This window comes from Aquidulcibacter paucihalophilus (genome assembly GCF_002105465.1).
Taxonomy (GTDB): Bacteria; Pseudomonadota; Alphaproteobacteria; order Caulobacterales; family Aquidulcibacteraceae; genus Aquidulcibacter; species Aquidulcibacter paucihalophilus.
Genome location: NZ_NCSQ01000058.1, coordinates 88,916 through 100,913, shown reverse-complemented (window position 1 = coordinate 100,913; position 11,998 = coordinate 88,916). Strand labels below are relative to the sequence as shown.

Sequence of the window (11,998 nt, the reverse complement as noted above, 5' to 3'; positions counted from 1 at the left end):
ACGCGACAAATCGCCCGAACACACTGGATGAAGCGGTTTGGGTGACCAGAATGGGCACCAAAGCGCTTCTAGACAAAAAACTCTCCCCGCCGCCACAATGCCATCTCTGCCTAGGCGTGCGCCGCCCGCGGGGACCCTACCGGGCCTCGCGGCATTTTGCGAAGCAAGGTCTGGGAGGCGGCTGACGACACAAGCGATGACGTCGCGATTGTTACGGGGCTTAGCGGTACAATCCCCCTAATACCACCCAATCTCGCGCAGGGCTTTGGCATAGGTGCGGCTGACGGGGACTTGGGTGTCATTGATGAGGGTAAAGACGGCTTTGCCATCGCCGCGCTCGACATCTTTGACGGCGGCTCTGGCGACCCACCATGAGCGATGCACTTGCGCGCCCTCAATACCGTCAAGCTCGCCAATGGCATCGCTCAAGCGCATCAGGATAAGATCGGTACCGCGTGAACTATGAATGCGCAAATAATGATCTTCGCTGGAGACTGCGTAGATTTCTGCTCCCCGCAGCGCGATCGGAAGGCGCTCTCGGAAGCGAACCTGGGGAGGGGCGTCGTCGGCGTTCTGAGGCGAGGGCGCGCCATGGGTTTCGCGTGGTGCCTGATTGGTGAAGGTTAAGATGCCTGACATGAAGGCCGAGACCAGCGTCACCGTCGGGAAGAAGAAGGGTAGATGCGCTAGCTTTACGTGTCCTTGAAACGCGAGCCCTGTCACCGCCCACACGATGAAGGTCATGGGAATGGCGACGAGCACCGTCACAACGGCCCAACTTAACAAAGGTGAGCGGGCCCAACGTTCAATCGCGACCAGTTTCCAACTGATCAGACCACCAATAAAGGCACCCGCCAACATTACGGGCAACCAATAAGCAAAGCGTGCCCAAAGCGGCAGATCTTGGGTTTCAAAAGCACCAGACACCGCCAAGAGGCTGCCCAACGCCACACTGATGATATAGCCGCGCCGGTGCTCTGCACTGACAAACAGGTGCGTCCAACTGGTGTTTGGCGCTTCGTGAATAACAGGGCTTGGTGTTTCGCGCATGAAGCCAGTTTCTCTACGTAATGGCGCGTGCAAGCACCCAAAGCTTCTTCTAACCAAAGCCTGCGTCGCTCGCAAAGAGCTTCTGACACGATTTGGAGTTTAAGCTGATGACCGACATTTCCTCCCCCCCAAATACCCAACTCGAACGTGCCGCACCCAGCCCGCTGGGGAAATTGCTGGCCATAGTCCAGCCCCTGCTGGGGCATTTGTTCGCCATAGGTATCGTGGCTTTCGCGCTTTCAGTATTTGGACCGAACGTTTGGTCGTATATATTAAGCCAGAATTTTATCCCGCATGCGCCAGATTGGCATGTCTTCACAAAACTCCCCTTGGTCACTCTGATCCATATCGGCGGAGCGACAACTTCTTTGGTTCTGGGTGCCATCGTGTTGTTTGGACCCAAGGGAACACCCAGCCATAAGTTGATGGGGCGGGTGTGGGCCGTGACCATGCTGACCACGGCACTTTCCAGCTTTTTCATGAAAAGCTTTGCCCCCATGCTGGGTCAATTCGGCCCAATCCATATCTTGTCAATTTGGACACTTTATAGCTTGCCGCGCGCCATTTGGTACATCCGCCAAGGCCATGTGGAAGGACATTTGAAAACGATGCGCGGCCTTTATTTCGGCCTGTGCTTAGCTGGGCTCATGACCTTTATTCCTGGTCGCACTTTCTATGCCCTCATGTTTGGATAGGCCTTGCCATGTATCCTTGCCATGTACCTAAGCCTCGCCCGACTGGCCAAATCAATCCTGCCCGATTGTCTGGCCTTTCGTTTGGCGACTAGGTCTCGACGGTAAATGGGCTTGCCTCATATCCACGGTCACGACTACGATGCTGGCCAGAAATGAAGGGGCAAATGATGGGCAGAGTTCGCGCGGGGCTTGTTGCAGCTATAGTGGCGGTGTTGCCAACGCTGGCCGGGGCACAGACTCCGATTCCAAGCCCACCGGCTAAAGCCTTGATTGAGGCGGCGCTCAAGGATGATCGCGCCTATGCCATCACCCGGGATTTGAGCACTGAAATTGGGCCGCGCCTTGCGGGAAGTGAAGCTGAAGCCCGCGCGCGGGCTTGGGCGGTGGCACGCCTGACGCAGGAAGGCTTTACCGACGCGCGGATTGAGACCTTCCCCTTGACCGCGTGGGAGCGTGTGGTTGAAAGCGAAACCATTTTGGGGCCACATAGCCAACGCCTTGAGGCCCACGCAACGGGCGGCTCGCCCTCAACGCCGCCAGAGGGCATTGTTGGCGAAGTGGTACGGTTTGCCGACATGGCCGCTTTGCGGGCAGCTGCTCCGGGCTCTTTGACGGGTAAGATTGCTTTTGTCGATGATGTCATGCCTGTGACCCAAGATGGCAGCGGCTATGGCAAGGCGGTGGTGAAGCGGCGGGAATGTTCTTCGGTTGCTGCTGATTTAGGCGCAATTGGCTGTTTGATCCGCTCGGCTGGAACCTCAGAGCGGGAAGTCCATGTCGGCCAAGGGGCACGCGGGCAGCAAAGCAAATTGCCGGTGTTGATCCTAGCCAATGCTGACTCCAATCAATTGGGCCGTGTGTTGCAAAAAGGGCCGACCCAAGTGCGCATGCTGGTGCAAACCAAGGTTCAACCCGCCGCCCTGTCTGGCAATGTGATTGCGGAGATGCGCGGCACAGAGCGGCCAGATGACTATGTGGTTCTGGCCTGCCATTTGGATTCTTGGGACCTTGGGACGGGTGCCCTGGATGATGCGGTGGGCTGTGGGATTGTAACCGCCGCTGCCAAGATTGTGCGCGAGATCGCAGGCCCGCCCAAGCGCTCCATCCGAATGATTTGGTATGGGGCCGAAGAAGTGGGCCTGATCGGCGCAGCCGCCCATGCGCAAGCCATGAAGGACAAAGCCGATACGTATGTGTTTGCGGCAGAATCCGATTCTGGCGATGGTAAAGCCTATCAAGTTGACTTTGGCTTTGGTGCAGGGACAGGGGCTATCAAGGAAGCCATTGCGAAGGCGCTTGCGCCTTTGGGTGTTGCGCGTGGGACAGACACTGCGCGCGGCCAATCCGACATCTCAACCTTGCGGCCTTTGGGCGTGCCGGTGATGGATTTGCAGCAAGATGCCAGCAAATATTTCTCCATCCACCATACGCCTGACGATATCCTGGAAAATGTTGACCCCGAGTCCGTGCGTCAAAATGTGGCCGTCTATCCTGTGACAGCATGGTTTGCGGCTTGGACGACACTTGATTTCCGGGCGCAATAGTTATCACCAGCATGGAAGATGATGAGTTTGCCGATCTGGAGGCCCTAGACGCCCCCGACGTTGCGCCGAGCCTGCAGGAAGTCGTCGTCTCGCCCGAGGCTGCGGGCGAGCGCTTGGATAAGTTCTTATCCGAGGCCTTTCCAGCCCTTTCCCGCTCGCGCATCAAGCAGTTGATTGAAGCGGCGCGGGTGTATCGCGACGGGGTTAAAGAGATGAATGTCTCGGCCAAGGTGAAGGCCGGCACCCATTATCGTCTTGAAGTCCCGCCGCCTGAACCCGCCGAGCCACAGGCTGAAAACATCCCCCTGTCGATCCTTTATGAGGATGCACATGTGTTGGTAGTCGATAAGCCTGCCGGCCTGTCGGTTCATCCGGCCCCGGGCAATTGGACGGGGACTTTGGTCAATGCCGTCTTGTGGCATGCGGGCGATAGCTTGAAAGTGGTGGGGGCAACCGGCAGGCCAGGCATCGTACATCGCTTGGACATGGATACGTCGGGCGTGATGGTCGTATGTAAGAGTGAATTTGCTCTAGCCTCGCTGGGGCGGCAATTCCAAGACCGCACGATCTCGCGCCGCTATCGGGCTTTTGGCGTGGGCCAGCCGAAATCGCCTTGGGGCAAAGCCGGGCGGGTGGAGGCGCGGCTTGCCCGCGACCCGCGCGATCGTAAGCGCATGGCGGTCGTGGCAGAAACAGCCGCTGCTGGGAAGAATGCCGCCACCAATTATGAGATCGTCAAGCGCTTTGGTATCGGCCTGCACGGCAATCCGGGCGCTGCGGCAACAGAGATGGTGTGTGTGCTCGAGACCGGGCGTACCCATCAAATCCGCGTCCATATGGCCCATATTGGCATGCCCTTGATCGGCGATCAGGTCTATGGCGATACCAAAGCGGCCCGTGCCCTCAACACCGCTTTGCCAGAAGCGGTACGCTTACAGCGCCAAGCGCTGCACGCGGAAACCTTGGCCTTTACCCATCCAGCGACAAGTGAGCGGATGAGCTTTCAAAGCGACCTGCCAGAGGATCTATTGGCATTGCGCGCTGTCCTTTCCGACCTATAGAATTGGCTTCCTTAAAAAGGCCGACATCATCATCTCGCGGCCGCACCCTATTGGCTACCAGAACCGCTTCTGTGGGCCTGTTCGGACGCTTTGGCGCGTTGGTCCAGATTTTCCCAAAATCATGTGGGGAATTTGCCGAACCGGCGCAGGAAAGCTGCGAACTGACCTGTCAAATTGCCCAGAAATAAGTAAATCCGGCCTTTGGTTAGGCCTAGCCCGGACCAAAGTTGTCCTAAGCAGGCGCGTTTCAAGGCTCGCAGCGTTGCACTGGTCCTTTCAGGCCTCGGCTGCCCATCTCCACCCTCCAAACAGACGCTATTTCTCTAAAGGCAGCCCTTCGCGTTCAACCAAAGCATCTAGAGCCTCGAAGCCCGCTTTGAGTGGCCTCGTCCGTCTGATCCGAGTTTGGCATCGTCTCGGACGTCCACCTCACCCCGGTGCGATCATCAACTCAGGGCGGACGATGGCGTCGAAGTCTTCGCCGCTAATGCCTAGGGCAATGGCTTCCTCGCGCAGGGTGGTGCCGTTCTTGTGCGCGGTTTTGGCGACTTTGGCGGCCAGATCATAGCCATATTTTTCCTTTAGAGGCGTTACCAGCATCAAGGAATTGGCGAGGCCCTTGGCGATATTGTCGAGGCGCGGTTCAATCCCCACCACGCAATTATCGGTGAAGCTGACAGCGGCATCGCCCAAAAGCTGGACCGATTGCAGGAAATTATAGGCCATCATCGGGTTAAAGACATTGAGTTCGAAATGGCCTTGGCTGCCGGCGAAGGCGATGGCGGCATTATTGCCCAAGATGTGCGCGCAAACCTGGGTGAGGGCTTCGCACTGGGTCGGGTTGACCTTGCCCGGCATGATGGAACTGCCGGGCTCATTCTCAGGCAGGGCCAATTCGCCCAAGCCGGCACGCGGGCCTGAGCCCAAGAAGCGGATATCATTGGCGATCTTAAAGCAGCTCATAGCCACGGTGGTGATAGCGCCATGGGTGAAGACCATGGCGTCGTGGGCGGCCAAAGCCTCAAACTTATTGGGTGCGCTGGTAAAGGGCAGGCCCGTCAGGCCCGCAATTTCTTGCGCCACAGCTTCTGCAAAGCCAACGGGGGAGGCCAGGCCCGTGCCCACAGCGGTGCCGCCTTGGGCCAATTCCATCAGGGCAGGCAAGGTTTGGCGGATGCGCGCGATGCCATTTTCAATCTGCTTGGCATAGCCCGAAAACTCCTGACCCAAGGTGACCGGGGTTGCATCTTGGGTGTGGGTGCGACCGATCTTGATAATGTCGGCCCACGCTTTGGCCTTGGCATCGAGGGCTGCGTGCAAATGCGTCAAAGCGGGCAAGAGGTGGTGGGTAACTTCAACCGCACAGGCAATATGCATGGCAGTTGGAAAGGTGTCGTTTGAGCTTTGGCTCATATTCACATGATCATTAGGGTGGACGGGCTTTTTCGAGCCCATCTCGCCGCCCAGTATCTCAATCGCGCGGTTCGAGATGACTTCATTGGCATTCATATTGGATTGGGTGCCAGAGCCTGTTTGCCAGACCACCAGCGGGAAATGGTCATTCAGCTTGCCATCAATCACTTCTTGGGCCGCCTGAATGATGACTTCGCCCAGGTCCTTATCCATTTTGCCCAGCTTCATATTGGCCAAGGCCGCGGCTTGTTTGACGATGCCAAGCGCTTTGACGATGGACAAGGGCTGCTTTTCCCACCCAATCTTAAAATTGCCCAGCGAGCGTTCTGCCTGCGCACCCCAATAGCGGTCTGATGCGACTTCAATGGGTCCAAACGTATCGGTTTCGGTGCGCGTGCTCATGGGGTGCCTCTCCTCAATAACTTCGCCCGTGCATAAAGCTGTTAGTTATGGCTTTGAAGGGGCTTGTGCTGCGGGCTCTGCAGATTTGGCTTTGGCGGGCTTGGGTGGCACCGGGTTCATATGAAAGATGACATTGGGCGGACGTTCGTAAAGCTGGAACCGGACCCTAGCCTCACCAATCATCAGATCCTTGAAGCGCGGTTCGACCATCCGAATATCACCGGTTTCAAGGCCTTTGACGATATCCTCGTTCGTGGCCCCACTTTCGGTGCGCAGCACAACCCACGTCTCGTCTTTCTGCTTAAATCCGGTGATGCCACCAGACGTGCTGAGGATGATGACTTCTGGTTTGGTGTCGGCGTCCAAGTCGAGCAGGGCCGCTTTACAGGTCGGCTCGCCCTTAATTGGTTTGGTGACCAGACAGTCAGGCACGAGTTGGATTGTTTCGCTGTCAAACCGTTGCGCCACAAAACTGGCTGGCAGGCTTGCGCCCTTAGGCATGACCACTTCGAATGCTGAAAGGTCGGGGCGATTTTTCTCTGCCGTTTCACGATCTTCTAGAAAATGACGGCGTTCGCCAAGCAGATTGGCTTTTGCCTTCGCCGCCACTTTGGCCAGTGCCGCATTTGGCGATTGGGTCAGCTGGTCTAGCGCCTTTGTACCATAAGTTCCTGCATCATAGCGCAGGAACCACCAATCAAACGTCTCAGGCTTTACCAGGCCCGAAGTGAGGCGCTTGACCTGATTATCGACGCTCAAACGGGCAGGTGAGGCGAGTGGGGTTAGGATCGCGACGAAGACAACGCATTTGAACACGGCCAAACCGATATTGAGGGGCTTAAGAAGCTCCATCCATGGCCCACGCCAGAAAACGGCGGTGCTGTAACCCAAGCCATAGGCCAAAGCGATCACCACCACCATGCCCGCCAACGTGCGATCAATTGTGAGGCCATATTGGTTGATCCGCAGGCCCAAGCTCCAAGCAGCTAAAGTGGCGAAAACCAACAAAAGGAGTGCGGCCAGCCGCACGCACCATTTCAAAACCACTTGGACTTTGCGGTCTGTCTCGCCTTGCTGAAAGGCCGCATTGATCAACACAACAAAGCCAATACAGGCACTTAAAAGTGTCGCGGTTGCGGCCTTTGTATCCCACAAGGGCTGTAAGCCGCTAAAGGCGAGACTGACAGCAAAGATCGCCCCGATCAGGGTGATGACGGGTAAGAGCCACGCCAAGACGCCCAGGGCAAGGCCACGAACATTGGCCAAAAGCTTGGGTTGGATGTCGCCCAAATGAACCGCGCTTGCGAAAGCAAGGCCTGTGATGGGGCAAGCAAAATATTCATTCTTCAATAAGTCTTCGAGCCAATTAAAGCCGATAAAGCCCAAGAGGGCCGCACCCAAAAGCAAAATCCCCCAGAACAACAGCGTAAAGCCAATGGCCAGGATCAGTTGGACGCCACGTTTCCACGCCTCATCGAAATAGAATTCATAAGGCGCAAAGGGCTTACCGGCTTGATCGGCTGTCGACACCAATTCATTGGCAATGAAGGTAAGCGCCAAGAGGATCAGGATGGAGGGCAATTCGCCTGCGTTGCTGGCGCCTGAATAAATCCGCATATGCCAGAGTATGAAGCACAGCGCAGCCCCGGCCAGTGCGGCCCAGATAGCAAGACTCACCCGCCGCATCACGGCCGCCCCGGCCCAAAGGATAAAGGCCACCAATGTCAAAGTCTGCGCGATGACTTCCCGCCAATCCTGTTTCAAATAGGTTTCGGCGCTGCGGCTTACCTTATCGGCCACAAGGAAGGCTACGCTTAGCCCGAAGACAAGGCCGACACCAAGGCGCAAGAATAAAGCCAAGCGTTCAGGAAGCGGTTGGCTTTTGGCAATCATCCTTATCTCTCCATCAGGCGGGCATTTACCCTGTCTTGCCACGTTTCCAAATCCAGCGCACCCAATTAAGGTAGCCTCATGCGTGATGACACACCTCTTTGGCAGAGAATGGCCACGGCCGGGGCCATGATGATCCAAGGCACGCCGCAAGCTCGTGCTTTGGGCATGCGGGTTGTCTCCATCACCGAAGCCCGCGCTGTCGTTGAAGTGGATTGGCGTGAGGATTTGGTGGGGGACCCAGAGACCGGCGTCATCGCGTCAGGCGTGGTGACGACCCTCTTAGACAATACCTGCGGGGTTGCCGCCTTTGCGGCGCTGAGCGAGCCAATGTCGACGGCCACACTCGACCTGCGTATCGACTATATGCGGCCTGCCAAGAAGGGCGCGACCATTCGTGCGGAAGCCCATTGCTATCGCATGACCAAAACCGTGGCCTTTGTGCGCGCCTTTGCCTTTGATGGCGCAGATGAAACCGATCCGGTGGCCGCTGCCCAAGCGGCCTTTATGATGGGCACTTCGGGTCGTATGGGAAAGAACCGGAGGCCACCGAAATGAGTGATGCACCCGCCACCCCCACGCGTGTGAATTTAAGCGAGCTCAGCACCATGTTTCAGGCCGTGCCCTATGCCAAATTCTTGGGGGTGCAATTGGAACTCAAAGGGGATGAGCTCACGGCTATTTTGCCCTTCAAGGATGATTTGATCGGCAATCCTATGCTGCCCGCCTTACATGGCGGGGTTGTTGGGGCCTTGATGGAACTGACCGCCGTGGCGCAAATTTTCTTAGCACAAGGTGGCAAGAAAATCCCTAAAGTCATTGATATATCTATTGATTATCTCCGCTCTGGAAGGCCCATCGACACCTATGCGCGCGCCCATGTCACCAAGCTGGGTCGCCGGATCGCCAATGTGCGGGTTGAGGCTTGGCAATTTGACCGCGCCGATCCCATCGCGGCTTTGCACGGCCATTTCTTGCTGAAGAGTGATGAGGCTGAAGCGGAAACAAACTGACTTGAAACGGCTTCAGGCAGCACGCCGCTTGCCTTGAGGCCCCGTCGTGTGCGCCCAAACTCGACGGCTGTTCTTGCGCAAGTGGTCTAACGCCTAGCCAAACACCCGCGCGAAAATCGTGTCGACTTGGGCGAAATGGTGGCTGTCGTCGAACAGGCTTTTGATATGGTCAGGCGTCAAGAGGCTGGTAACCTGGCTGTCGGCCAGAAGCCGGTCGAGCAGGGCGGTGGCAGGCCGGGGGCTGGGAAGTGACCACACCGCCATCGCATTGGCCTGCACCATCTTATAGGCGTCCTCGCGGCTTGCCCCGGCTTGGGTCAGCGCTAAGAGCACGCGCTGTGAATTGTGCAACCCACCCAGCAGGTCGAGATTGGCCTGCATGCGTTCTGGATAAATCAGCAGCTTTTCAACCACCCCGGCCAGACGGTGCAGCGCAAAGTCGAGGTGGATGGTGGCGTCAGGGCCAATGCCGCGCTCAACGCTGGAATGGGAAATATCCCGCTCGTGCCACAACGCCACATTTTCAAGGGCAGGCATTGCGGCTGAACGGACGAGGCGGGCAAGGCCCGTCAAATTCTCAGTCAGAACGGGGTTGCGCTTATGCGGCATGGCCGAAGAGCCCTTTTGCCCGGGCGAGAAGAATTCTTCAGCCTCCAGCACTTCCGTGCGTTGCATGTGGCGGATTTCGGTTGCCAAACGCTCAATCGAGGAAGCCACAACCGCTAAGGCGCAGAAGAAAGCGGCATGGCGGTCGCGCGGGATGACTTGGGTGGAGACGGGCTCAATCGCGAGGCCCATTTTGGCGGCAACATGGGCTTCGACGCGTGGGTCGATTTGGGCAAAGGTGCCGACCGCACCTGAAATCGCACAAGTCGCGATTTCGGCCTTGGCCGCAATCAAGCGGGCTTTGGCGCGCTGAAACTCAGCATGGAAGCCAGCCAGCGTGACACCAAATGTGGTCGGCTCTGCATGGATGCCGTGGCTACGCCCAATGCGCACGCTGTGCTTATGCTCTTTTGCCCGCGTCTCAAGGGCGGCCAACACCCGGTCGACGCCTGCAATCAACAAGTCACTGGCACGGGCCAGTTGGACTGCAAGGCAGGTGTCGAGCACGTCAGAGCTTGTCATGCCTTGGTGGACGAAGCGGGCGTCAGGGCCCACAATCTCGGCCAAATGGGTCAAGAAGGCGATCACATCATGCTTGGTCTCGGCCTCAATCGCGTCAATCCGCGCGACATCAAAGACCGCATTTCCTGCCTTATCCCAAATGGTCTTGGCTGCTTCCCTCGGGATCACGCCCAACTCGGCTAGCGCATCGGCGGCATGGGCTTCAATCTCAAACCAGATCTTGAAACGGGTTTGAGCGTCCCAGATGGCGATCATTTCAGGTCGGGCATAGCGGGGGATCATAGGTAGCAGTCCATCGTGCAGGAAAAAGGGCCGCCGAGGCTACTCGGCGGCCCTGTTTCGAGGCTGTTGCCTCTCAGGTCAAGCGGCCTTTGCTTCTGCCGCCGTATCTGCAAGGTCCTTCACAATGGTTTTCCGGCCCATCCAGAAGAAGAAGATGACCAGAACGCCCACCGAGGACGTTGCCAAAAGCGACCAACGAATGCCTTCAGCTTGGGCTGCGGCACACATGGCATTGGCTGCAGTTGCTGCCCCCTTTGCGCAGAAGACAGCATAGTCCGCACCCGCCCCCAATGTGGCAAAATGCTGATTGGCAAACACGTCAGAGAAGAAGCCAATCGCGGTAGGGCCGGCACCCAGTCCGATCATATTGACGACAAACAGCATGATCGCCACCGCCGTTGCCCGCGTGCGCGGCTGAACCAGGCTTTGAACCGCAGCATAAACAGGTCCGTACCACAGCGAGTTCAGCAAGGTCGGGATCGCCAAGAAGATAATCGCCATCATCGCCGTCTCAGCAAACATGGCCATCCAGAAGAAAGGAATGCCAATAACAAACGCAATCAGCGGGACCGTCATATAGGCGCGGGTGTCTTTCTTGGCGGCCCGGTCGGCGAGCATGCCGCCGATCAAGGTGCCAACAACCCCTGAAACCAGGGTCATAACCGCCATGGCTGCCCCACGCTCTGCCAGGCCCATTTCATGCACGCGGGTCAAGAAGGATGGCAGGAAATAAGCATGGCCATAACCAAGGAAGGAAATCGTGGTCGCGGCAAATACGGCATACCAATAGGACTTTCGCTTCCGCAGTTCCTTTAATGCATCACCAAAACTAGGCGCGCTGCCTGCTTTCGGCTGGGCAACAAGTCCTAAATTACGCGGCTCTTTCAACGTAACCCACGCAATGATACCCAAGATAACGCCCGGCAGGCCCACCGCGAAGAAGGCTGCCCGCCAGCCAAACTGCTGCGCGATCAAGGCCCCAACGATAAAGCCTAGGGCAGACCCGATGGGAACACCCAATGAATAAAACGCCAACGCCGATGCCCGCTTTTCAGGTCCGACATAGTCAGAGATCAAGGAGTGGGCAGGGGGCGTGCAGCCTGCCTCCCCAACCCCGACACCAATTCGCGCCAACAATAATTGGGTGAAATTGTGGGCAGCCCCAGAAAGAGCGGTAAAACCACTCCAGACCACCACAGCGACCGAGATAATCCGGACACGGTTTCCCCGTTCGGCGTAACGCGCGATCGGTATTCCGAGGAAGGTATAGAAGAAAGCAAAGGCAAGGCCGCCTAAAAGGCCTAATTGGCTGTCGGTAAGGCCGAGATCCTTCTTGATCGGCTCTGCCAAAATTGCGACAATCTGGCGGTCGACAAAGTTAAGCGTGTAGATGATTAACAGCATCCACAGGGCATAGCGCACATAACTTTGGCTAAAGGCCGCAGGTGAGCCAGTCGTTCCAGAGGCGATAATCGTGTCTGAAGGTTTGTCCATCCGGTCGTTCCCCTTTTAGGCAGGTC

The 11,998-nt window shown here is 57.2% G+C and carries 10 protein-coding genes; 5 read left to right on the top strand and 5 right to left on the bottom strand.

The annotated features are described in order from the left end of the window. Positions 1–237 precede the first annotated feature (237 nt). Complete coding sequence (locus tag B7364_RS05015; RefSeq protein WP_085338833.1) at positions 238–1,050, bottom strand: LytTR family DNA-binding domain-containing protein; 813 nt, start codon at positions 1,048–1,050, stop codon at positions 238–240. A 107-nt stretch (positions 1,051–1,157) separates the two neighbouring features. On the opposite strand from B7364_RS05015, the gene B7364_RS05010 reads away from it, so the two are divergent. The 3 genes from B7364_RS05010 to B7364_RS05000 all read left to right on the top strand — a co-directional run bounded on the left by B7364_RS05010 (position 1,158) and on the right by B7364_RS05000 (position 4,350). Beyond that, positions 1,158–1,745, top strand: a complete 588-nt coding sequence (locus tag B7364_RS05010) for a DUF2306 domain-containing protein (RefSeq protein WP_085338832.1) — start codon at positions 1,158–1,160, stop codon at positions 1,743–1,745. Positions 1,746–1,912: 167 nt separating this feature from the next. Further along, a complete protein-coding gene (locus tag B7364_RS05005) occupies positions 1,913–3,289 on the top strand; it encodes a M28 family peptidase (RefSeq protein ID WP_232780812.1) in 1,377 nt (458 codons plus the stop codon). An 11-nt stretch (positions 3,290–3,300) separates the two neighbouring features. Then, complete coding sequence (locus B7364_RS05000; protein WP_085338830.1) at positions 3,301–4,350, top strand: RluA family pseudouridine synthase; 1,050 nt, start codon at positions 3,301–3,303, stop codon at positions 4,348–4,350. 429 nt (positions 4,351–4,779) lie between these two features. Here the strand turns inward: B7364_RS05000 and fumC are convergent, their stop codons facing one another. Beyond that, positions 4,780–6,165 carry a class II fumarate hydratase gene (fumC, locus tag B7364_RS04995; protein ID WP_085338829.1) on the bottom strand — a complete coding sequence of 462 codons (1,386 nt, stop codon included), beginning with the start codon at positions 6,163–6,165 and terminating at the stop codon, positions 4,780–4,782. 45 nt (positions 6,166–6,210) lie between these two features. Next, the gene (locus B7364_RS04990; protein ID WP_085338828.1) at positions 6,211–8,058 is read right to left on the bottom strand and encodes a DUF4153 domain-containing protein; all 1,848 of its coding nucleotides are present in this window, start codon (positions 8,056–8,058) and stop codon (positions 6,211–6,213) included. Positions 8,059–8,136: 78 nt separating this feature from the next. Between B7364_RS04990 and B7364_RS04985 the strand changes: the two genes are divergently transcribed. Together B7364_RS04985 and B7364_RS04980 are read left to right on the top strand one after the other, a co-directional pair. After that, positions 8,137–8,613 (top strand): PaaI family thioesterase, encoded by a 477-nt coding sequence (locus B7364_RS04985; RefSeq protein WP_085338827.1) that lies wholly within the window; start codon positions 8,137–8,139, stop codon positions 8,611–8,613. Then, entirely contained in the window at positions 8,610–9,068 is a 459-nt protein-coding gene (locus tag B7364_RS04980) for a PaaI family thioesterase (protein ID WP_085338826.1), read from the top strand. The genes B7364_RS04985 and B7364_RS04980 overlap by 4 nt, the downstream gene beginning before the upstream one ends. Before the next feature lie 93 nt (positions 9,069–9,161). On the opposite strand, the gene purB is transcribed toward B7364_RS04980, so the two are convergent. Next, positions 9,162–10,478 carry an adenylosuccinate lyase gene (gene purB / locus B7364_RS04975; RefSeq protein WP_085338825.1) on the bottom strand — a complete coding sequence of 439 codons (1,317 nt, stop codon included), beginning with the start codon at positions 10,476–10,478 and terminating at the stop codon, positions 9,162–9,164. Between the two features lie 78 nt (positions 10,479–10,556). Beyond that, the gene (locus B7364_RS04970; RefSeq protein ID WP_106407561.1) at positions 10,557–11,972 is read right to left on the bottom strand and encodes a spinster family MFS transporter; all 1,416 of its coding nucleotides are present in this window, start codon (positions 11,970–11,972) and stop codon (positions 10,557–10,559) included. Between the last annotated feature and the right edge of the window lie 26 nt (positions 11,973–11,998).

Bases quoted from the DNA above. Each gene is read 5' to 3' on its own strand.
- B7364_RS05015 (WP_085338833.1), bottom strand. From the start codon at position 1,050: ATGCGCGAAACACCAAGCCCTGTTATTCACGAAGCGCCAAACACCAGT.
- B7364_RS05010 (WP_085338832.1), top strand. From the start codon at position 1,158: ATGACCGACATTTCCTCCCCCCCAAATACCCAACTCGAACGTGCCGCA.
- B7364_RS05005 (WP_232780812.1), top strand. From the start codon at position 1,913: ATGGGCAGAGTTCGCGCGGGGCTTGTTGCAGCTATAGTGGCGGTGTTG.
- B7364_RS05000 (WP_085338830.1), top strand. From the start codon at position 3,301: ATGGAAGATGATGAGTTTGCCGATCTGGAGGCCCTAGACGCCCCCGAC.
- fumC (WP_085338829.1), bottom strand. From the start codon at position 6,165: ATGAGCACGCGCACCGAAACCGATACGTTTGGACCCATTGAAGTCGCA.
- B7364_RS04990 (WP_085338828.1), bottom strand. From the start codon at position 8,058: ATGATTGCCAAAAGCCAACCGCTTCCTGAACGCTTGGCTTTATTCTTG.
- B7364_RS04985 (WP_085338827.1), top strand. From the start codon at position 8,137: ATGCGTGATGACACACCTCTTTGGCAGAGAATGGCCACGGCCGGGGCC.
- B7364_RS04980 (WP_085338826.1), top strand. From the start codon at position 8,610: ATGAGTGATGCACCCGCCACCCCCACGCGTGTGAATTTAAGCGAGCTC.
- purB (WP_085338825.1), bottom strand. From the start codon at position 10,478: ATGATCCCCCGCTATGCCCGACCTGAAATGATCGCCATCTGGGACGCT.
- B7364_RS04970 (WP_106407561.1), bottom strand. From the start codon at position 11,972: ATGGACAAACCTTCAGACACGATTATCGCCTCTGGAACGACTGGCTCA.